A 20,115-nucleotide genomic window follows, 5' to 3' on the forward strand; every position below is an offset into this window, starting at 1 on the left:
AGCCGTGTGTCGGCGGTGCCGTCTAGCCTCCGTGGCCATGACCGATGCAGCTTTTGTCGCCGCAACGCGGGACTCGTACGACGCACTGGCCGCCGAGCACGCCGACGTGGTGGCCTCAGCTCTGGACGACAGGCCCATCGACCGCGCGCTGTTCTCCGCCTTCGCGGAGCTGGTACGGGCCAGCGGCAACGACCTCGTCGCCGACGTCGGGTGTGGCCCGGGCCGGGTGACGATCCTGCTGTCCCGCCTGGGCCTGGACGCGTTCGGCGTCGACCTATCACCCGGCATGCTGGCGCTGGCCCGCAGCACCTACCCCCAGCTGCGGTTCGAGCAGGGATCGATGCTGGCGTTGAATCTTCCGGACACCTCACTCGGCGGACTGCTCGCCTACTACTCGATCATCCACATCCCGTGGGACCAGCGCCCACAGCTCTTCGCCGAGTTCCGCCGCGTACTCACGCCAGGCGGCCAGCTAATGCTGACCTTCCAGATCGGCAACGAGCGCACCCAGTACACGGAACTGTTCGGCACGCCCATCTCCCTCGACGTGTACCGCCAACAACCAGACGAGGTCGCCGACCTCCTCCGCCAAGCAGGCTTCGAGCTGACACTGACAGCAGTACGCGAACGCGAAGACACGGAGAAGACCAAACAGGGCTACCTCCTGGCCCGCAAACCCACAAACACATGACAGCAACGCCGCACACCAACGACGACCCCGCCGACCTGGCCTCAACCTAGCTCCTGAGCGACCTCACGATCGCCCGACCGGTCCACGTCCTCGGTCGACGACCGCGGCGGTGCAAGAACCAGCGGCCGGTGATCGGCGATGCGCGACGCGCGTCCTCCACATGATCTACGACAGTCGAGCGCGGATCGCTGCCTGGGCGAATGTCAGCGCTGAGTGGGTGTTCCTTGATGGTGGAACATCTGCCAATGGCCCGGGCCGACCCGACGCCACAACGAGGTCCTGTTGGCACGCCGCTCACCGTTGTCAGACGTGTACTTGACCATCACCAGTCCGTCGGCCAGCAGATAGCCGCGCATGTCGTGAAAGCGGATCGGCTCACCGCTCGGCTCAGTGCTGGCCGCGACAAGCTCCGCCGTGCCCTCGAACTCCAGCTCACCCCCCGACGCCCCGAACTCATGAAAGTCCGGCGCCAGCAACCTCCGCAGACGAGCCGGGTCCGCCCGGCACTCCACACTCAGCGACTCCCGCTCCGCAGCGATAACCTCCGCCACCTGCACATCGCCGGACTCATCGTCGAACTCCTCGGCCGTCATGAAACCCGACGATGACACGCCCACAATCGATACGCATCCCTATTCAGCGCGAGCGAACCGAGCAGCCGGCCCGGACTGTCGCAGCTCGGCATTTGCAGTACGCGTCGCTGGCCCAAGAGCAGCCTGGGCCGGATGGACACGGTCGACGTGATCACAATCACTCGGCGGAAGGGGCCGGCGTGGGTGGTCGATCGCGCGCGGTAGCGCGCAGGTGCGGGCGATAGCCCGCAAACCGCGAGCGGTAGCTCGCAAGGAACGTCGGGTGGGCGGGAGCGCGCGTAGTCGCCTCGACCGCGCGTAGTTGCCTCGACGAGGAGCGGAGCGACGAGGAGGGGCTGCGTAGCACGCGGGGGACAGAAGATCCCTCCCCGAACGACGGAGGCCGGCCAGTGGCACAACCGCTGGCCGAGCTTGGTCGTTGCGGTCGCGATAGCGGTACGGCCGTGCCGCCTGGAGACCGTTGCCGTCGGCTCACTCGCCCTTGTAGCAAAGGCAGAACGGGTGGCCGGCGGGGTCGGCGTACACGGGGCAGCTGCCGCCCTGCGGCGGTAGCCGTGTCCCTCCGAGCCGGAGGGCGAGGCGTTCCTTCTCGGCCCGGTCGTCGAAGCCGATGTCGAAGTGCATCTGTGGCGGGTATTCGGGGTCGGGCCAGCGTGGTGGTTGGTAGTCGGGGACGCGCTGCAGGGCGAGCATCGGCAGCCGGTCGTCGTTGCGGGCGATCACGATCCGGTCGGGTGAGTCTTCGACCGTACGGGGCATGTCCAGCACGGCGCCCCAGAACCGCGCCAGCGGTGGTGGATCGGTGCAGTCGATCACCACGCGGACGAGCGTGCCGAGTCGGTCCGTCGGTGTGGTGAGGCCGGGGTACAGGCAGAAGGGATGGCCCACAGGGTCGGCGTACACGCGCCAGCCGGGGAAGTCCTCCAGCTTCGTCGCGCCGTGCTCCAGCACTGCGTGCTCGGCGGTCTCCAGGTCGGCGACGTGCACGTCGAGGTGGATCTGCGTTGGGTTTGCCGGGTCGCGCCAGCGTGGAGCATCCGGCCCTCGCCTGGCCCGATCCGTCCATGGGTGAGCATCGTTTAGAACGCTCGCAGCTCGTCCTCTCGCTCCTGGGGGCAGCCCACGACGACCCAGAATCGTCCGTCCTGCTCGTCGGAGTCGACCGACGTACCGACGACCTTGGCGGCCTCGTCGAGCACCACGCTCACGAACGCCTGTCCACGGTTGCCGACCACGATGACGCGGACCATGTGGTCGTTGACCTGCCGCGCACTGCTCACCGTCCGGTCCGAACCCGCGAGCTCCTCCACCTTTGGCTGCCACGCCTCGGCGATCCACGGACCTGGATCCCATCCGTGGAGACCGCTGACCGCATTGGCCGCTGGTACGTCCGCTTGCTCCAACGCGTCGACCCAGCGGCATGCGACTTCGACGAGATCTCGCGGCATCTCCGCAGTCTCACGCCGGCGGGCCACCCGTTCAAGAATCGGCCAGCCCGGGGTGCTGGACCTGGACTAGCGAATTGGTCGGCGGTCTCGCGATATGGAACCGGACGTCAGGGGCGTGGTCAGGGCGGTCTCGAACCGCCGACCTTCGCTTTTCAGTTCGGCAGTCGCGGTGGTGGCACGGGGCAGGACCCTAGCCCAGGAGCTCCATCCGTTTTGGCCCGGAGGCTCCTTGGGGCTGGCCGTCACGGTCACGGCTGCGGTCCGTCACGCCCGCCATCGCTACTGAATCGCCCGTGGCCTCAAAGCAGACGACACCGCACCGCGCTGACCTGGTTGGCAACTACCAGGGGACGGCGGCTCTGGCGACTTCCTGGGGGCTGAAGGGGGTCGAAGACCGTAGACTTCGCGTGGGTGTGGTTATGACGGGCCTACGGGGCCGACAGCGGTGCGAGCCGAGCAACCGATTGATGGCGAGAGCAGTTGGCCGGTGCCGAGAACCGCGCTCTGAGCGATGGTGATCATAGGCTTGGCGGCGACCGCGAGACCTCATTGACTGGCCGTGACGTTGGGCTGCTGAGGAGGCCGACGTGTCCGAGGGATTGTCGGGGACCGAGGCTGGGAAGGAGATCTCCGAACACGCCAAGCACACCAGCGCCCATCACGCCGCCGACCGGCGCGACCGGATCGTCTCGATCGCCGAGGCCGTCCTCCTCTCGCTCGTAACTCTGGCGGCGGCCTGGTCGGGCTTCGCGGCGGCGAAGTGGAACGGCGAGTCCTCCGAGTGGCTGACGGTCGCTTCGGAGGCGAGAACAGACGCCAGCCGGGCGGATCTCGACGCGCGGGAAGACCGGAACTTCGACCTGTCGACCTTCGAAACCTGGTTCGACGCCTACGTGGCCGGCGACGAGCACGCGATGGCCCTTGCGGCGCGCCGCTTCCGTCCCGAGTTCGCCGTCGCGTTCGATGCCTGGCGCGCCACAAATCCTGACACGAACCCGACCGCGCCTCGCGGCCCGACCTACATGCCCGAGTACCGCCAGCCGCGACTCGCAGAGGCCAAGGCGCTGGACCAAAAGTCGGACGATGCGTTCGCCAAAGGAGCGTCCGCCGACAGAACGGCCGACAAGTACGTCCGGGCCACCGTGTTCCTCGCCAGCGTGCTCTTCCTGGTGGGCATCAGCGCGCACTTCCCCGTTCGCGGGGCGCGGTATGGGCTCATCGCACTCGGTGCTGTGGTGCTCGTTGCCTCCCTCGTCCAGCTAGCACAGTTGCCCCGCCCGCCCACATGACAATGGGGGTTGATGAACGCCTCGAGCCCACCGCCAGCAGCCGACGACGCAAACCACTCCGACGACTGCGTTGACAGCGCCGGCGGATTCCATCCTCAGCGCCCGACCCCGAGCACGCCAGCTCTGTACCGCTCTGCCCTAACCGTCGTCGGCTTCGAACCGGCTCCTGAGATCCCTCAAGCAACAAAGCTGATCCAGCGCTCTGCGATGTCCCTTGGGATGGGGTGAACGAAGAAGCGCGTAGGACGTACGCGGTCGGCGTGATCACGATCACGCGGTGGAAGGTGGCCGGCGTGCTGTGGTCGATTGCGCGCGGCAGCGAGCCAGTGCGGGCGATAAGCCCGCAGACCGCGAGCGGTAGCTCGCAAGGAAACCGTCGGGTGGGCGGGAGCGCGCGGAGCCGCCTCGACGAGGAGCGAAGCGACGAGGAGGGGCTGCGTAGCACGCGGGGGAAAGAAAAATCCCTCCCCGGACGATGGAGAGGGTGGTGGTGGTCAGGGGCGGTCTCGAACCGCCGACCTTCCGCTTTTCAGGCGGACGCTCTACCAGCTGAGCTACCTGACCGGGGAGAAAAGCTTGGCGGCGGTGTTTGTGACACCGCCGCCTTCTCCTGGCGACCCAGACGGGACTCGAACCCGCGACCTCCGCCGTGACAGGGCGGCACGCTAACCAACTGCGCCACTGGGCCAGATGACTCGATGATCTTACAGCATCTTCGAGGTGCTTCTGACACCGGTCTTTCGACCGTATCCCCAACGGGATTCGAACCCGCGTTACCGCCTTGAAAGGGCAGCGTCCTAGGCCACTAGACGATGGGGACTCGGACCCGCGGGAGCCGAAGCTCCAGGGACAGCCGTAAGCATAGAGGAGTTGGGCCCGGGCTCCAAAACGAGTTCCGGGGCGGGCGCCGTACGCCCAGGGGGGGAGGCGTACGGCGCCCTGGAATCAGCTGGTCGCGTCAGGTGCGACGAGCTGCGGGTAGTGCGCCGAGAACAGCCCGAAGAAGTCGAGGGCCGGGAGGATGTGGCCCTGCGGACGGGCCGCGTCCGCGACGCTGTAGGCCCAGAGGGCGGACCGCATCCGTTGGTTGGGCGTGCCGTGGTGGCCGTCCGCGGCGAAGCCGCAGTCGCCCAGCTGGTAGAACATCTGGCCGAACGCCTCCACGCGCTTCCACTGCATCGCGGCGCCGCGGGCGTGGGTGAGGAAGTACGCGCTGAACGCGTCCGCCATCAGCTCCGCCCAGCGGGACGCCTCGGGTCCGGGCAGGTCGGTCCGCATCAGGCCGTCGGAGTACTGGACCTGGTGACCGAACTCATGCGCGAGGATGGCCTGCGGCGCCACGTCGCCCAGCCCGACCCGGGCGAAGCCTTCCAGTACGCCGTCGCCGAAGGCGATCCGCCGCGGGGACTTGCCGAGGCCGGGGATGTCCTCCCCGCCCGGAGCGGCGTAGGCGTTGAACGTGAAGATCGGCAGGTCGCCGTACCCGAGGGCCGGGCTGTTCAGCTCGCGCGCGACCAGGTTCGCGGAGACCCGCGACGCGACCGGGTCGAAGCCGTAGAGCGTGGTGAAGACGCGGTAGTTCACCTCGGGGTCGAGCATGGACCGGCCGTGCGCGGGCACCAGTTCGACGTCGCCGGACGGGATGTCCCAGAACCCCTTCAGGTCGCGGATCGTGCGGTTGACCTGGTTGCTGAACTCGCCGCGCGCACCGTACGTGAACGGTCCGGTCTGCGGCAGGTACGCCGCGTCCATGAGCGCCATGTTGAACAACAGGACGTGGATGACCGCGAGCCGCTGCTCGAAGGTCCAGTTGGTGACGTCCGGCAGGATCGCGGCCACCACCGGCGGGGTGGCGTCGGAGCACTCGTACTGGGTCGGGTCGATGGCCTCGAGTACGGCGTCCTGCACGGGGTTGTCCTGCACCCCGAGCTCGGCCTTGACCGCCGCCGCGCGTTCGCGCATGGCCGGCAAGTTGTCGACAATCTGCTGCAGCTCGGGTGAGAGCTGCTGGGGTACCGAATCGGCCGTGGACGGGACCGCGGTAGCGGTGGTCGGGGCCGCGAGACCGAGTGTGAGGCCAAGAGCGGCGACCACGGGCCAGATCAGGCGTTTTCTCATCAGGGACTCCTGCAAACGCGTGGGGGAGTTGGGCGGCATCAGTATTTGCCGCGGATACCGGGTGCTACGAGGTCTGGCCGCTGTCAGAATCCGGCATGGCGAGAACCTGTCGCCCGGTGGTACACAGAGGGATGGAAGCGCTCCAGGCTCTGGGTTTGTCGGCCGGCGCGGAGGGGGTACTGCTGGAGCTGTTGCAGAATCCGGAGGCCACCCCGGCCGAGCTGACCGCCCGCCACGACGACGTCGAAACCGCCCTCTGCGAGTTGACCGATCTGGGGCTGGTCGAGCGCACCGCCGATGCCGTGGTGGTCCGGCCGCCGCGCTTGGCGCTCGGTGCGCTCGCGGAGCATCACACCCAACAGGCCGCTTTGGCGCGGGACAGCGCCGAGCTGCTGTCGGAGCTCTGGAAGGCGGCCACCGGCAAACCCGACTACCTCGAGGTCCTGCCGACGTACGCCGCCGCACAGGCGGTCCTGAACTCGGTCCAGACCGATGCCGAGGAGCAGGTACGGGCGATGACCATGGGCAACATCGCCGCCCGCGAGCTGCGGATCGTCGACGGCATGTTCGACGCGCTCGAGCGGGGTGTCCGGTACGACGTGATCTACGGCGCTCACGTCCTCCAGGACGCGAACGCGCTGCACCTGGTCCAGGCGTGCATCGAGGCCGGTGAGCAGGCCCGGGTGTTCCCGCACGTACCGCTGAACATCACGGTTGTCGACGATCGGTGGGCGCTGGTCGGGGCGCGGTCCGACGTCCAGCGGGGTCCGGAGTTCGTGGCCATGGTGGTGCACGACTCGCCGCTGCTGGGTGGACTCGCCCGGATCTTCGAGGCGCTGTGGCGGATCGCCGTACCGATCACCGGAGGGACTGAGCTGAACGACGTCAACGCCGGTCCCAGCCTGGATGCCAAGCGGCTGCTGACCTATCTGAGCGCGGGCCTGACCGACGAGTCGATCGCCCGCGAGTTCGGGGTCAGCGAGCGCACGATCGCGCGCCGGATCGGCCGCCTGCAGGAGGCGCTCGGGGCGCAGACGAGATTCCAGCTGGGAGTCCAGGCGTCCCGTCAGGGCTGGCTCTAGGTCACTACGCTGGCAGCGTGATCGAGATGAGCCGGGCCGACTTCGAGGTGCTCGTGTCGCAGGCGCTGGACGAGGTGCCGGAGGAGCTCGCGGCGCTGATCGACAACGTGGCGATCTTCGTCGAGGACGAGCCGCCGGCCGGGGACCGGGAGTTGCTCGGGATCTACGAGGGCATCCCACTGACCGAGCGCGGGAACTACTACGGCGGCGTCCTGCCGGACCGGATCACCATCTACCGCAACCCGACGCTGCGGATCTGCGACACCTTCGACGACGTCGTCGACGAGGTGAACATCACGGTGGTGCACGAGATCGCCCACCACTTCGGCATCGACGACGCCCGGCTGCACGAGCTCGGCTACGGCTGAACGTTGCCACTTGCTGCAATACGCGGGACGGATTCGTCTGGTTGAGGTAGCCTCAGGCGGCCGGAATCGGGGCCGGTCCAGTCCACTTTGAACGATCAAGTGAGGCCTTCGCTGTGAGCGATCCCCAGCCGCCTGCCTGGAATCCCGAGAACCAACCGACCGCGCCGTACGGCGCACCGCCACCACCGCCACCGCAGTACGGCGCGCCACCCCAGCAGCCGCCGTACGGCGCCCCGCCGCAGCAGCCGCCGTACGGCGCCCCGCCCCAGCAGCTGTACTACGGCCAGCCGAACCACCAGCCATACCAGCAACCAGCCAAGAGCAAGACGCCGTGGTTGCTGGCCGGTGGCATCGCCCTGGTACTGGCGTTGATCGGTGGCGCCGGTGTGGTCCTGACGACCCGAGGCGGCGGCGACGATGCCGACGCAGGCGGTCCGATGCCGACCGCCACGTACTCCGACGGCCTGACCTCGGCGAGCCCGTCGCCGACCGCCCCGTCGTACACACCCATGCCCCCGACGTCACCCGAGCCGACCCTGACGTTCTCGACGCCCACGGAGCGGCGCCGGACGCTGAAGGACATCGACCAGGGCCTCAAGGTGTACGACGACGTGTACGTCAAGCCGGCTCCCGGCTGGCGGAAGGAACACCAGGAGAAGTACAGCGTTTCCCTGCTGGCGCCGGGCCGTGGTGCGGCCTACGTCATCGTCAGCCCGATCGCGTACCGCGCGGACAAAACCGCACCGAAGGCGGCGGACACGGTGATCGCCATCGACCACTGGATCGGCGCACGGAAGGAGCCGGTCGAGACGGTCACGCCCGCCAACTCGAACATCGACACCCAGGCGCAGATCGCGCTCTCCGGCCGGATCCACACCCCGACCGGCGGGAGCGTCTCGATGGTCGCGCGCTGCACCGTGATGACCGGCGTCGAGTCGATCCACAACGTGACGGTGATCTTCTGCGTCGAAGGACGCAAGGACGACCCGAACGCCGCCTACAAGGACATGCCCCGGATGCTGGCCTCCATCGCCCGCTCGATCTAGGAGCGCGAGAAGAGCAGCTTCCACGGCATCAGGGCCGACTCGAGTTGGACCTTGAGGCTCATCTTCGAGGCGCCGGCGGTGCGCTCCTCGAAGCGGATCGGCACCTCGGCGATGCGCAGGCCCCGCTTGACGGTCCGGTAGTTCATCTCGACCTGGAACGAGTACCCGTTGCTCTCGATCGTGCCCACGTCGATCCAGCGCAGCGTGTCCGCCTTCCAGGCCTTGAACCCGGCGGTGGCGTCCTTCACGTGCAGCCGCAGCAGCGCGTTCACGTAGAAGTTGGCCCACGCGGACAGTGCCCGCCGGTGCCAGCCCCACTCGGCCGCGGCCGACCCGCCCTCGACGTACCGGGACCCGATCACCACGCCGGCGTCCGTCGTCCGCAGCGTCTCGACCATGGTCGGGATCACCGAGGCCGGGTGGGACAGGTCGGCGTCCATCTGGATGACGATGTCGGCACCCTCGTCCAGGGCGCGGGTGATCCCGGCGATGTACGCGCGGCCGAGCCCGTCCTTCACGGTCCGGTGCAGTACGCCGACCCGCTCCGGCGACTCCTTCGCCAGCTCGTCGGCGACCTCACCGGTGCCGTCGGGGGAGTTGTCGTCGACGACGAGCATCTCCAGGCCGGGCAGGTTCAGGTCGGACAGCAGCCCGGCCAGCACGGGCAGGTTCTCCCGCTCGTTGTAGGTCGGCACGACGACCACGATCTTCGCTAGCTCACCCATGACTTTCCTTCGTCGGAGACACCGAAAGCTATCGCATCACCGGTCAAGGGTCGTACAGGTGACCTGGGTCAGAGGCTGTGGAGGGCTTCCTGGACGGTGGAGAAGATCTGGAACTGGCCGCCGAGGCCGGTCACCGCGAGCGGGCGGTCGACCGGGCGGCCGACGCCGACCAGGGCGAGGGTGATGTTGTGCTGGCCGGCCAGGTTGCGGGCCTCGACCAGGTTGCCGAGGCCGGCCGAGCTGCAGAAGGTGACGGCGGAGACGTCGATCAGCACCAGCCGGGCCGGCGGGGCGACGGCGGCGCGGATCGACTCGGACGCGAAGTCCGTGGTCGCGATGTCGATCTCACCGGACATCCGGACCAGCAGTACGCCAGGTTCCAGCTCCTCGGTCACAGCGTCGAAGGTGGTGCGGATCATCTCGCCGTCCGGTTCTGGGTGGCTGGTCACGCCGGTCTCTCCCCCGGGGGTATTGCGCCACGAACGTCGGTCGGTCCTGGCGGATGGAACTGCCGTCGTCTCACCGTATGCCCCAACGCTCGCGCGTCACAACGGGTGTGGCGCGGATGACCCCGGAGCGTGACCTCCCGCCGTGTAAGCGCTGCCAGCGTCGGCCGGCATCAAACAAACGGCAGACCCAGGTGCGGTGGTAGACAAGGAGCATGGGCGCACTCGACGGCAAGGCGGCGCTGGTCACCGGTGGCTCGCGCGGAATCGGCGCGGCGATCGTGCGGCGGTTGGCTGCCGACGGTGCTGTGGTCACCTTCAGCTATGCCACCAACGAGGCCGCGGCCGCGGATGTGGTCGCCGAAGTGAAGGCGGCCGGTGGTGAGGCGATCGCGGTCCAGGCCGACCAGGCCGAGCTGAGTGGCATCGACGAGTTGTTCGACCGCGCGGCCGAGCCGACCGGCACTCTCGACATCTTCGTCTGCAATGCGGCCGAGGCGTCGGTGAAGGCGATCGCCGACGTCACCGAGGACGATTTCGACCGGCTGTTCGCGACCAACGTCAAAGGGCCGTACTTCGCGATCCAGCGCGCCGGCCGCACCCTCGCCGACGGCGGCCGGATCATCGCGATCTCCACTCTCAACACCGCCGTACCCGGTCCGGGCATCTCCTTGTACGCCGCCAGCAAGGGAGCGCTGGAGCAGTTCGTCAAGGTCGCCGCCCGGGAGTACGGCGCTCGCCGGATCACCGTGAACACGGTGTCGCCCGGCGCGACCGACACGGACATGTTCCACCGCGAGAACCCGCCGGAAGCCAAGGACGCCCTGGTCGGGATCACCGCACTCGGCCGGCTGGGTGAGCCTGCCGAGGTGGCCGACGTGGTCGGCTTCCTGGCCGGCCCCGACAGCCGCTGGCTGACCGGACAGAACCTGCTGGCCACCGGAGGGCTGTTGATCTGAGCACCAAAGATCTGAGCACCAAAGATCTGGGCACCAAAGGTCTGGGCACCAAGCAGTTGCTCGCCGACGTCGACGCCGCGGCCGATCCAGCGGTGGCGACCGTGCTGTCGCGGTACTTCCAGCTCCAGCCGGGCGGCTACGGGCACGGCGACCAGATGATCGGCGTGAAGCTCTCGACGATCCGCGGCATCCTCAAGCCCTACCTGCGCGCGGACCTCCCGCTGCCCGAGCTCGAGCAGGCCCTCACCAGTCCGATCCATGAGCACCGGCTGACGATCCTCTGCCTGCTCGCCGATCGCGCGTCCCGCAGTCTCAAGCCGCGTACGGCGAACCCGGCCGAGCTCACCGCTGTCCACGAGCTCTATCTGCGCAGTACGGCGTACATCAACAACTGGGACCTGGTCGACTGCAGTGCTCCCCAGGTCGTCGGGGGCTATGTGCTCGACAAGCCCCGGGACGTCCTCTATGAACTAGTCCGTTCGACGTCGCTGTGGGAGCGCCGGATCGCGCTGGTGGCGACGCAGTTCCTGATCGGCGTCGGCCAGACCGCGGACACCTACGCACTTGCCGCCGAGGTGCTCGACGATCGGGAAGACCTTATCCACAAGGCATCCGGCTGGATGCTGCGCGAAGCCGGCAAGCGGGTCTCCGAGGCCGAGCTGCTGACCTTCCTCGACCAGCACGCGCCGCAGATGCCGCGCACCATGCTTCGCTATGCGATCGAGCGCCTCGACCCCGCGGTCCGCAAGCACTACCTCGCACTGCGCTAGGCGAGATTTGTCGACAAGTCAGCTCGACGAGGTCGATGGCGCCCGGCTGTCGGCGTACGGCGGTGCTTCCAGAGCGCAATGGGTGTGGTGGTGAACCAGGCCCCGGGTCCGCTCCGGCCTCGGCTCGGCCAGGCTGAACCAGGCGATCGTGCTGCCGGCCACGGCCAGGATCGCGGAGATCCACAGCGCCCGGCCGAATCCTTCATGAAAGGCGACGGCATCGCGGTAGGTGTCGCCGGTGATGCCGGCCGCCATCGGGATCGCCGCGACCGCCATCAGCTGGGCCGTTCGGGCGACCGCGTTGTTGACCCCCGACGCTATCCCGGCGTGGTGGTCGGCGACCGACGACAGGACGGTCGCGGTCAGCGGTGCGACCGTCGCGACCAGGCCCAGCCCGAGCACGACCACGGCCGGCAGGACGGTGGAGAAGTACCCGGAGCCGGGCTTGATCCGCAGCATCAGAAGGAACCCGACCGCCATCAGCGCCGGCCCGACCGTCATCGGTAGCCGGGCCCCGATCCGCTCCGACAGACCACCGGCGTACCCGGACAGGAAGAGCATGAGCAGCGTCATCGGGAGCAGAGACGCGCCGGCCCAGAGCGCGCTGTAGCCGAGCACCGTCTGCAGGTAGACGACGAGCAGGAACGTCGCCGTGCCAAGGCCGCCGTACACGGCGACCGTGACCAGGTTGGCGCCGGTGAAGCGCCGGTTGGCGAAGATGCCCGGTGGCAGCATCGGGTGCGAGCTGCGGCGCTCGACCTCGATGAAGGCCAACAGCGCGAGCACGCCGATCACCAGGCTGGTCAGGACGGCCGGATCGCCGAACCCGCGCTCGCCGGCGCTGATCAGGCCGAAGGTGAGGCCGCCCAGACCGACCGTGGCCAGGATCGCGCCGTTGACGTCGAGCTTGCCGCCCGCCTCCTCGTCCCGGGTCTCGGGGACGTGCCGGAGCGTGACCAGGACGGTCACCAAGGCGACCGGCACGTTGAGGACGAAGATCAGTCGCCAGGAGCCGCTGTCGACCAGGCTGCCGCCGACGAACGGGCCGACGGCCGCGGCCACCGAGGTCAGGCCGGACCAGTTGCCGACCGCCCGGGCGCGATCGGTCGTCCGGATCGTGGTCTGCAGGATGGCCAGGCTGCCGGGCGTGAGCAGCGCACCGCCGATGCCCTGCAGGATCCGGCCCGCGATCATCACCTCCAGGGTCGGCGCGACCGCGCACACCACCGAGGCGACCGCGAACCAGATCACCCCGGTGACGTACGTACGCCGCCGTCCGAGCCGGTCGCCGAGCGAGCCGCTGAGCAGGACCAGGGAAGCGAGCATCAGCATGTAGCCGTTGACGATCCACTGCAGGCCGGCCATGTCGGCGTTGAGCTCTTCGCCCATCGCCGGCAACGCGACGTTCACCACCGTGCCGTCCAGGAACGCCATCCCCGACCCCAGCGCCGTCGCGGCCAGCACCCACCGGCCGCGGCTGGTCCCCAACGCGATCCGCTCGTCGCTCATGGGGTCAGACTACGGCCGGGATCGCGGCCGGGTCCGGCTCAGCGCGGCAGATCCAGCTGGAGGATGACGAGGGCCTGACTGGCCGGGATGTTGGGCAGGATGCCGAGCTTGGGCGGATCGCCGACCGCGCACCGGGTGTCGGTCATCAGCGGACAGACCGCGTTCAGCAGCCCGCTGGTGACGCTGACGTCGGTCGGCAGCGTCCCCTCGGCCGTCGCGGTGAGAGGCCGGATCGCCGCACCCGCCCGGTCCGCCGTCGACGGGGTGGCGCGGACCGTCGATCCCGACAGCCGGTAGGTCAGCCGGATCCGGGTGGCCGCGGTCGTCAGCGGTATGTCGGTCGCGCTGCTGAAGGCGGTCTGCTCGACCGGTATCGACTGGTCCTCGGCGTTCACCTTCAGATTCGTCACCCGCGGAGTGGTCTTGGCCATCATCCCGGGCAGGTGCTCACCGGAGGTCGGCACCTGCAGCTGCAGGATGTTGGTGGCCTCGGGCAACATCAGGTCCTCGGTGATGTCGAACGACCCGTCCGGGCGCGGTACGACGACGAGCTTGATGCCGGGCTTCGTCACCCCGGGACCGGGGCTGACCGTCCCGGTCGGCGTCGGCGTCGGCGCGACCGCGATGGGCCTCCCGCTGTCGATCCCGGGACTGGGGGCGACCGGGTTCGCGGTGTCGTCCGAGCAGGCGGCGGTCGCGCTGAGCCCCAGCGTCAGCGCGATCGCCGCCAGCATCCGCACGGCCGTGCGGCCGGCGCTGAGATCCTCCACCCCCGATGAGGCGCTCGGGAGGAGCTCACGATCCGGAGCGCCGTGGTCCGACATGAGTCACCGCCCCCAAACGGTCCTGGCCGTTTCCTCTGGTGGCCGGAACGGACTTGGGCATACGATACGCCGGAATTAGTGGGGCTCGGCAATTACTGCCGTATTTTTCTGTGACCGCCGGAGGGGGCGCGAAATGCAGAGACGGAGCGTGTCCGGGCAATTCCGGGCTGTATCAAACGGGATATTATCGAGAATTCGAGGTCCGGTAATTCGAAGGGTGATTCCGCTGCTGCTGGCGGTGACGGTCGCGGCCGCGCCGGCGGTGCTCGCGGTCCCGGCGCAGGCTGCCGCCGGCGCCAATCTGTACATCGTCCAGGGCCTGCCCGGCCGCACGCTCGACATCAGCATCGACGGGCACCAGGTGGCCGGTGGGGTCGCGGCGGCCAAGCTGATCGGGCCCTTCGGCGTCGCCGCCGGCAAGCGGCTGATCACTGCCAGGCAAGGCGGAAAGGTGGTGATCCAGCGGGAGGTGACGGCCGGATCCGGGGCCAGCCTCGACGTCGTCATCCACCAGCCGGTCTCGCCGACCGGGAACCCGCTGATCACGACGTACGCGAACAACCTGAACGCGGTGCCCAAGGACAAGGCCGGGCTCCGGGTCGCCCACGACGCGGCGGTCGGGCCGGCCGACATCCGGGTCAACGGCAAGGTGCTGTTCGCCAATGTGGCGAACGGGGAATCGCTGGACGCGGTCGTTCCGGCGGGAACGTACAAGGTCGACATCGTGCCCGCGGGGGCGACTTCACCTGTTGTTCTCGGTCCGTTGGATCTGCCGGTGAAAGCCGGATATCTGACCCGGGTATTCGCGATCGGCGCACCGAGCCAGAAGACGATGACCGTTGCCCTCGGAACGATCAAGGTCCCGGCCACGGGGTCGGACAAGCCGAGTCTGGTGAACACCGGGACGGGAGGACAGGCGGCAGGGCTCGACCAGGCGCGAAACTCTGCCGCGTCCGGCGATTCCGGGCTCTGGGTGGTCGTGATCCTGGCCGGGTTGCTGGCGGCCGTGGTGACGGTCCGCAAGGTGGCGCGGAAGGCGGTCCGTCGCTGAAACGGTGGCTGAGCTGGGCAGTGCTGTGCTGTCTCGTCCTGGCGGGTTGCACCGCCAGGGCGGACAGCGCCGTGTCCGGCTCCGGTACGGGCGACGGCACCTCAACGCCGGCGCCGCCGTCCGTACCGGGGTTCTCCGGCGAGATCACTCCGACGATTCCCCTGCCCTCCGATCCGACGTCCGCACCACCTGGCCGGGTGGGAACGCCGGCCCCGAGCCAGCGCATCCGCTTCGTCCCGGAGCAGGTCGTGCTGCCCGGCGGCGCGACAGCCCCGGTGCTTCGGGCAACGACCGTCAACGGTCAGCTCCAGGTTCCGGGCGAGGCCAAACGGGTCGGCTGGTGGGACGGCGGCGCCGAGGCCGGTGATCCGTTCGGCTCGGTCGTCCTGGCCGGCCACGTCGACACCAAGACCGAGGGTCTCGGGTTCTTCGCCCGCTTGCGGCAGGTGAGGACGGGCGAGGTCGTCGTACTCCACGGCTCCGGCCACGCCGCGTCGTACAAGGTCGTGTCGATCCGGTCGGTGCCGAAGGACGCCCTGGCGACCAGGAGCGGCGCCTTCACCCAGACCGGCGACCACCGCCTGGTCCTGATCACCTGCACCGGTGCGTACGACGCGTCGCGCGGTGGCTACGAGGACAACCTGGTGGTGACGGCGAGCGCGATCGGTCTCGCGAAGTAGTCCGGGAGACACCGGCGGTAGGCTCGGCCGTCATGGCCAGGTATTTCGACGTGCATCCGGAGAACCCGCAGCGGCGGTCGATCGGGCAGGTGGTGGACCTGCTGCGCGACGGCGGCCTGATCGCCTACCCGACCGACTCCTGTTTCGCGCTCGGCTGCCAACTGGGGAACAAGGACGGGATCGACCGGATCAAGGCGATCCGGCACCTGGACGACCGGCACCACTTCACGCTGGTGTGCCAGGACTTCGCGCAGCTCGGGCAGTTCGTGCACATCAGCAACGCCGTCTTCCGCTCGATCAAGGCGGCCACGCCGGGCAGCTACACGTTCATCCTGCCGGCCACGAAGGAAGTGCCGCGCCGGCTGCTGCATCCGAAGAAGAAGACCGTCGGCGTGCGGATCCCGGACCACGTGGTCACCCAGGCCCTGGTCGCGGAGCTCGGCGAACCGCTCGTCTCCAGCACCTTGCTGCTCCCCGGCCACGACGAGCCGATGACGCAGGCCTGGGAGATCAAGGAAGAGCTCGACAACCAGATCGACGCCGTCATCGAGGGCGAGACCGGCACCGAACCCACCACGGTCATCGACTTCTCCGACGATGTCCCCGAGATCGTCCGCGTCGGCGCGGGGGACCCCAGACCGTTCGAGTGAGCTCTTGCGGGCGTACGCCTATGCGAACGCCTTCTTCCCGACTGAGAGCAGTGGGAATCGTGGCGCGCCGACGTCCAGGCGATCCAGTACCTGCTGCAGTACAACGGGCAGTCGGTCGCAACGCGGCGGTGAAGGCCTTGCAGGTCGAGCTGAACGCCAAGCGGCGGCTCAGCCTGCCCGTCGACGGAGTGTTCAGTGCGGCGGCCAACTGGGCCACGTCAGCCGCCGTCGCCGAAACAGCCTCTACACCTGCTGACATAGTTGGGCCGTGACCACACTCGATCTGTCGCCCGACGAACTGCTGACCACCACCCGCACAGTGCGGAAGCGGCTCGATCTCGAGAAGGCCGTTCCGCTCGAGCTGGTTCGCGAGTGCATCGAGATCGCGCTGCAGGCGCCGTCGGGGAGCAACCGGCAGACCTGGCACTGGCTGGTGATCACGGACGCCGAGAAGCGGGCGGCGATCGGCGAGTACTACCGCCGCGCCGTCGAGAAGTACCTGGCCGGCTCCGGAGCCGCCGGCAAGTTGTACGCCGACGACCCGGTGCGCGGGCCCGTGCAGCGCCGGGTCGGCGACAGCGTGGCCTACCTGGGCGAGCGGATGGGCCAGGTCCCCGTCCTGGTGATCCCGTGCCTGACGGCCGCCTCGCTGCCGGCCGGGAACCAGGCTGGCCTCTGGGGTTCGATCCTGCCGTCCGCGTGGAGCTACATGCTCGCCGCCCGGGCCCGCGGACTCGGTACGGCGTGGACCACGTTGCACCTCAACTACGAGGAAGAGGTCGGCGAACTGCTCGGCCTCCCCGAACACGTCCGGCAGACGGTGCTGATCCCGACGGCGTACACGATCGGCACGGACTTCAAGCCCGCACCCCGGCAGCCGCTCGACGAGGTTCTGCACCTCGACACCTGGTGATTCAGGAGCCGGCCATCTCCTCGATGGTCAGGCCGCTCAGCACCGAACGCGGTTCGGCGACGGTCAGGTCGAGGGCCGGATCGGCCGCCTCGTCGCGCACCTTGACCAGCAGCCAGTCGTCGCCGGTCCGGGTGAAAGCCCACGCGCCGCTCAGCTTCACCCCGTGCAACTGCACCTTCAGATGGCCGCGCTCGATCGCCACCGCCGGGTCCACCAGCTGCCGGCGATCGTCGCGGGTGAGGTTCGTGAAGACCCCCGCGTCCCAGACGATCACCGCGCCACTGCCGTACTGGCTGTCCGCGATCACACCTTCGTACGACGCGTACTCCAGATCGTGGTCCGTGGTGAACACCGCGAGCCGCTTCACGGTCGGGTCCAGCGACGGCCCGCGCGGGACCGCCCACGACTTCAGGACGCCATCGACCTCGAGCCGGACGTCGTAGTGCAGCCGCCGGGCATCGTGCAGCTGGACCACGAAGATGGGCTTCGACGGCGTCGTCAAGCGGCCGCTGCCGTGGGGGATTCGATCCGGCCCCGCAGCAGCGCGAGGATGCCGCGGAGCAACCGGGAGACCTGCATCTGGCTCACTCCGATCTCGGCGCCGATGTCCGCCTGGGTCTGTTCCTCGAAGAACCGCAACGCCAGGATCCTACGCTCGCGCGCCGTCAGGCTGCTCAGAACCGTATCGAGCAGGTCGGCGGTCTCGATCCGCTCGTAGGACGTGTCCTCGGCGGCCAGGGACTCGCCCAGGTTCGAGGCCGTGTCCCCGTCGAGCGGGCGGTCCAGCGACATCACCACGAAGCAGCCGTCCGCGGCGAGCGCGGCCGACACGTGCTCGGCCTCGGTGCCGATCGCGTCGGCCAGCTCCAGCACGGTGGGTTCGCGCTGGAGCTCCTGGAACAGGCCGGGCCGGACCGCGCCGATGGATCCCTGGAGCTCCTGCAGCCGCCGCGGGATCCGGACGGTCCAGGAGCAGTCGCGGAAGTACCGCTTCAGCTCACCCCGGATCGTCGGTACGGCGTACGCCAGGAACGGAGTCTGCGCGGCCGGGTCGTAGCTGTGGGCGGCCTTGACCAGGCCCAGGGAGGCAACCTGGTCAAGGTCGTCCGCCTCCACGCCCCGGCCACGGAAGCGGGCGGCGATGCTGTGCGCGATGGGGAGGTTGAGTTCGATCGCTTGATCCAGGAGAGACTGGCGGAGATCCGCGTCCGCGGCGGCCGCGCGCCGGGTGAGCAGGGACCGGGTCTCGAGATCCCGCCGGTCGGCTGGATCGGCTGCCTGCTCGGAGATGCTGCTGATGGTGTTCATCTGTTCTGACCTCGCGACGAGATGTCACGGCGCGGCACGATGTCTGGACCGCGGTCAGGGGCATGCAGAGACATTCCTACCCCCGGACGGGGTGGTTATGCCTTGGTCGGAGGAGCTTTCCGATCAATCCGAGTTACCGCTAACGGTGTGTCACGTGGCGGTTGTAGGGTGGCCTTTGGTTGAGAAGCCAGCCCCCCGATGTTGGCTTCGTGTCCCTGCGAGGGCGACGATGACCGAACTCCAGCACCACCCCAGCGCGGTACGACGCCACCCCACTCCCTCCGCCCCTGTCCAGAAGTCAGGTGCCATGCCAGTAGCCACCTCTCCGGCCCGGCCGACGGCCGTCCAGGTCCGCATCGGCGGCCGCTGGATCGCGGGCCAGGAACTGGGTCGCCGGACCGGGACGGCCGGGGCCGACGAGGTTCTCGTCAGCCACCACGGCCATCTCGTCTGGGTCGACGAGCAGTCGGTGCGCGAATCCTAGGAAGCTGAATCCCCTTACAGATAAGGCTGATTCAGCAGAGAGCTTTCGCAACCAGATTGCCGATCTCGATCGCCGACGCCGACTGCGCCGGGTCGAACAGCGCCCTGGTGAGGGCGAACGCAACGCCTGAGCGCGTATCGGCCCAGGCGGCGCTGCCACCCATGCCCGGCATGCCGAACGATGCCGGGCTCTCCTCGGCCGTCGAGCCGAGCCGCCCGATCGCGTAGCCCATCGCCCACGTCGCCTGGTTGCCCAGCAGTTCGTCCGGCCCGACGAACGCGGGGCCGGTGACCTCGGCGACCCGCTCCGGCCGGATCAACCGGACGCCGTCGACCTCGCCGATCAGAGCGGCGTACAGCCTGGCGACACCGCGCGCGGTGAGGACGCCGCCGGACGGGCGTTCGGCGGCGAGCACGTCCGGGCGGCCGTTGACATGCGCTGCCCGGGGGAGCGCTTCCGGTGGCGTGACCTTCCCGAAAAGGCCTGCCAGCATGGCGAACGACTCCTCGGCCCCGTCCGGTTCGACCAACGTGGCGACCCGGGACTGCTGGTCCAGAGGTACACCGATGTAGACCTCGTCCGCGATCCCCAGCGGCTCGGCGATGTCGTGCAGTACGTCGGAGATCCGGCGGCCGGTCGCCCGCCGGACGATCTCGCCGACCAGATACCCGAAAGTCTCGGCGTGGTAGGTCATCTTGGTGCCGGGCTCCCACCAGGGCTCGGCCGCGGCGAGGTACGACGTGATCGTCGTCCACCGGGTCAGGTCCTCGATCGTGGTGCCGGGCGCGAGCGCCGGTAGGCCGATCGAGTGGGTCAGCACGTGCCGCAGGGTCGCCTTCTCCTTGCCGTTCGCCGCGAACTCGGGCCAGAGGTCGGCGATCGGGGCGTCGTACTCGAGCACTCCGCGATCGACCAGCACGTTGGCGACGGTCGCGGTGGTGGCCTTGCCGGTGGATGCGCTGTAGAAAAGGGTGTCCGGCGTGGTCCCGACCGTGGCGTCGACGATCAGCTCACCCTGCTGGTAGACCGCCACCTGCAGTCCGAGCTCGGTTGCGACCAGCTCGTCGAGCCGCCGCTGGATCTGATCCTGAAGGTTCGTCACTTCACTCATCCTGTCTGTCCGGGTGCCCTTTCGCGGACAGGTCGAAGCGAGTCCGGCGT

General features: G+C 68.8%; 23 protein-coding genes and 3 tRNA genes. 12 read left to right on the forward strand and 14 right to left on the reverse strand.

Going from position 1 to position 20,115, the window contains the following annotated elements; genetic code table 11:
- Window positions 1–37: 37 nt before the first annotated feature.
- Window positions 38–691: a class I SAM-dependent methyltransferase gene (locus ACZ6O0_RS10395; RefSeq protein ID WP_465764549.1), complete on the forward strand. Its 654-nt coding sequence runs from the start codon at window positions 38–40 to the stop codon at window positions 689–691.
- A gap of 203 nt (window positions 692–894) precedes the next feature.
- Here the strand turns inward: ACZ6O0_RS10395 and ACZ6O0_RS10400 are convergent, their stop codons facing one another.
- The 3 genes from ACZ6O0_RS10400 to ACZ6O0_RS10410 form a co-directional block, all read right to left on the reverse strand.
- Window positions 895–1,284, reverse strand: a complete 390-nt coding sequence (locus ACZ6O0_RS10400; RefSeq protein WP_465764550.1) for a nuclear transport factor 2 family protein — start codon at window positions 1,282–1,284, stop codon at window positions 895–897.
- A gap of 471 nt (window positions 1,285–1,755) precedes the next feature.
- On the reverse strand, window positions 1,756–2,421 hold the full coding sequence (locus ACZ6O0_RS10405; protein ID WP_465765587.1) for a VOC family protein: 666 nt from the start codon (window positions 2,419–2,421) through the stop codon (window positions 1,756–1,758).
- A complete protein-coding gene (locus tag ACZ6O0_RS10410) occupies window positions 2,364–2,732 on the reverse strand; it encodes a hypothetical protein (RefSeq protein WP_465765600.1) in 369 nt (122 codons plus the stop codon). The genes ACZ6O0_RS10405 and ACZ6O0_RS10410 overlap by 58 nt, the downstream gene beginning before the upstream one ends.
- A 587-nt stretch (window positions 2,733–3,319) precedes the next feature.
- Between ACZ6O0_RS10410 and ACZ6O0_RS10415 the strand changes: the two genes are divergently transcribed.
- Entirely contained in the window at window positions 3,320–4,021 is a 702-nt protein-coding gene (locus ACZ6O0_RS10415; RefSeq protein ID WP_465764551.1) for a hypothetical protein, read from the forward strand.
- A 488-nt stretch (window positions 4,022–4,509) separates the two neighbouring features.
- Here ACZ6O0_RS10415 and ACZ6O0_RS10420 read toward each other — a convergent pair.
- The 4 genes from ACZ6O0_RS10420 to ACZ6O0_RS10435 all read right to left on the reverse strand — a co-directional run bounded on the left by ACZ6O0_RS10420 (window position 4,510) and on the right by ACZ6O0_RS10435 (window position 6,139).
- Window positions 4,510–4,585: transfer RNA gene (locus ACZ6O0_RS10420), tRNA-Phe, on the reverse strand.
- Window positions 4,586–4,632: 47 nt separating this feature from the next.
- Window positions 4,633–4,709 (reverse strand) — tRNA-Asp (locus ACZ6O0_RS10425).
- A gap of 59 nt (window positions 4,710–4,768) precedes the next feature.
- Window positions 4,769–4,841: transfer RNA gene (locus ACZ6O0_RS10430), tRNA-Glu, on the reverse strand.
- Between the two features lie 125 nt (window positions 4,842–4,966).
- Window positions 4,967–6,139, reverse strand: coding sequence for a hypothetical protein (locus ACZ6O0_RS10435; RefSeq protein WP_465764552.1), 1,173 nt, complete (start codon window positions 6,137–6,139; stop codon window positions 4,967–4,969).
- A 131-nt stretch (window positions 6,140–6,270) separates the two neighbouring features.
- Here ACZ6O0_RS10435 and ACZ6O0_RS10440 point away from each other — a divergent pair, with 131 nt between their 5' ends.
- The 3 genes from ACZ6O0_RS10440 (at window position 6,271) to ACZ6O0_RS10450 (ending at window position 8,635) form a co-directional block, all read left to right on the forward strand.
- The gene (locus ACZ6O0_RS10440; protein WP_465764553.1) at window positions 6,271–7,221 is read left to right on the forward strand and encodes a hypothetical protein; all 951 of its coding nucleotides are present in this window, start codon (window positions 6,271–6,273) and stop codon (window positions 7,219–7,221) included.
- Between the two features lie 17 nt (window positions 7,222–7,238).
- The gene (locus ACZ6O0_RS10445) at window positions 7,239–7,589 is read left to right on the forward strand and encodes a metallopeptidase family protein (protein WP_465764554.1); all 351 of its coding nucleotides are present in this window, start codon (window positions 7,239–7,241) and stop codon (window positions 7,587–7,589) included.
- Between the two features lie 113 nt (window positions 7,590–7,702).
- Window positions 7,703–8,635, forward strand: coding sequence for a hypothetical protein (locus ACZ6O0_RS10450; protein WP_465764555.1), 933 nt, complete (start codon window positions 7,703–7,705; stop codon window positions 8,633–8,635).
- On the opposite strand, the gene ACZ6O0_RS10455 is transcribed toward ACZ6O0_RS10450, so the two are convergent.
- Together ACZ6O0_RS10455 and ACZ6O0_RS10460 are read right to left on the reverse strand one after the other, a co-directional pair.
- A complete protein-coding gene (locus tag ACZ6O0_RS10455; protein ID WP_465764556.1) occupies window positions 8,632–9,360 on the reverse strand; it encodes a polyprenol monophosphomannose synthase in 729 nt (242 codons plus the stop codon). The two genes, ACZ6O0_RS10450 and ACZ6O0_RS10455, sit on opposite strands and share 4 nt — an antisense overlap.
- Before the next feature lie 68 nt (window positions 9,361–9,428).
- The gene (locus tag ACZ6O0_RS10460; RefSeq protein ID WP_465764557.1) at window positions 9,429–9,809 is read right to left on the reverse strand and encodes an STAS domain-containing protein; all 381 of its coding nucleotides are present in this window, start codon (window positions 9,807–9,809) and stop codon (window positions 9,429–9,431) included.
- Between the two features lie 212 nt (window positions 9,810–10,021).
- Here ACZ6O0_RS10460 and ACZ6O0_RS10465 point away from each other — a divergent pair, with 212 nt between their 5' ends.
- Window positions 10,022–10,765, forward strand: coding sequence for an SDR family oxidoreductase (locus ACZ6O0_RS10465; RefSeq protein ID WP_465764558.1), 744 nt, complete (start codon window positions 10,022–10,024; stop codon window positions 10,763–10,765).
- Window positions 10,766–10,821: 56 nt separating this feature from the next.
- Window positions 10,822–11,535 (forward strand): DNA alkylation repair protein, encoded by a 714-nt coding sequence (locus tag ACZ6O0_RS10470; protein ID WP_465764559.1) that lies wholly within the window; start codon window positions 10,822–10,824, stop codon window positions 11,533–11,535.
- 18 nt (window positions 11,536–11,553) lie between these two features.
- On the opposite strand, the gene ACZ6O0_RS10475 is transcribed toward ACZ6O0_RS10470, so the two are convergent.
- Window positions 11,554–13,044 carry an MFS transporter gene (locus ACZ6O0_RS10475; protein ID WP_465764560.1) on the reverse strand — a complete coding sequence of 497 codons (1,491 nt, stop codon included), beginning with the start codon at window positions 13,042–13,044 and terminating at the stop codon, window positions 11,554–11,556.
- Window positions 13,045–13,082: 38 nt separating this feature from the next.
- Window positions 13,083–13,814 (reverse strand): hypothetical protein, encoded by a 732-nt coding sequence (locus ACZ6O0_RS10480; RefSeq protein ID WP_465764561.1) that lies wholly within the window; start codon window positions 13,812–13,814, stop codon window positions 13,083–13,085.
- Between the two features lie 271 nt (window positions 13,815–14,085).
- Here ACZ6O0_RS10480 and ACZ6O0_RS10485 point away from each other — a divergent pair, with 271 nt between their 5' ends.
- From ACZ6O0_RS10485 to ACZ6O0_RS10500, 4 genes are all read left to right on the forward strand, one after another.
- Window positions 14,086–14,919, forward strand: coding sequence for a DUF4397 domain-containing protein (locus ACZ6O0_RS10485; protein WP_465764562.1), 834 nt, complete (start codon window positions 14,086–14,088; stop codon window positions 14,917–14,919).
- Window positions 14,920–14,990: 71 nt separating this feature from the next.
- Entirely contained in the window at window positions 14,991–15,599 is a 609-nt protein-coding gene (locus ACZ6O0_RS10490) for a class F sortase (protein WP_465764563.1), read from the forward strand.
- Window positions 15,600–15,631: 32 nt separating this feature from the next.
- Window positions 15,632–16,249: an L-threonylcarbamoyladenylate synthase gene (locus ACZ6O0_RS10495; RefSeq protein ID WP_465764564.1), complete on the forward strand. Its 618-nt coding sequence runs from the start codon at window positions 15,632–15,634 to the stop codon at window positions 16,247–16,249.
- Window positions 16,250–16,517: 268 nt separating this feature from the next.
- The gene (locus ACZ6O0_RS10500) at window positions 16,518–17,162 is read left to right on the forward strand and encodes a nitroreductase family protein (protein WP_465764565.1); all 645 of its coding nucleotides are present in this window, start codon (window positions 16,518–16,520) and stop codon (window positions 17,160–17,162) included.
- Between the two features lies 1 nt (window position 17,163).
- On the opposite strand, the gene ACZ6O0_RS10505 is transcribed toward ACZ6O0_RS10500, so the two are convergent.
- Together ACZ6O0_RS10505 and ACZ6O0_RS10510 are read right to left on the reverse strand one after the other, a co-directional pair.
- Window positions 17,164–17,664, reverse strand: coding sequence for a DNA polymerase ligase N-terminal domain-containing protein (locus tag ACZ6O0_RS10505; RefSeq protein WP_465764566.1), 501 nt, complete (start codon window positions 17,662–17,664; stop codon window positions 17,164–17,166).
- Window positions 17,661–18,470: a sigma-70 family RNA polymerase sigma factor gene (locus ACZ6O0_RS10510; protein WP_465764567.1), complete on the reverse strand. Its 810-nt coding sequence runs from the start codon at window positions 18,468–18,470 to the stop codon at window positions 17,661–17,663. The genes ACZ6O0_RS10505 and ACZ6O0_RS10510 overlap by 4 nt, the downstream gene beginning before the upstream one ends.
- Before the next feature lie 307 nt (window positions 18,471–18,777).
- Here ACZ6O0_RS10510 and ACZ6O0_RS10515 point away from each other — a divergent pair, with 307 nt between their 5' ends.
- Complete coding sequence (locus ACZ6O0_RS10515; protein WP_465764568.1) at window positions 18,778–18,954, forward strand: hypothetical protein; 177 nt, start codon at window positions 18,778–18,780, stop codon at window positions 18,952–18,954.
- Between the two features lie 31 nt (window positions 18,955–18,985).
- Here the strand turns inward: ACZ6O0_RS10515 and ACZ6O0_RS10520 are convergent, their stop codons facing one another.
- The gene (locus tag ACZ6O0_RS10520) at window positions 18,986–20,056 is read right to left on the reverse strand and encodes a serine hydrolase domain-containing protein (protein ID WP_465764569.1); all 1,071 of its coding nucleotides are present in this window, start codon (window positions 20,054–20,056) and stop codon (window positions 18,986–18,988) included.
- Window positions 20,057–20,115: the final 59 nt, after the last annotated feature.

This window comes from Kribbella sp. NPDC048837 (assembly GCF_055586945.1).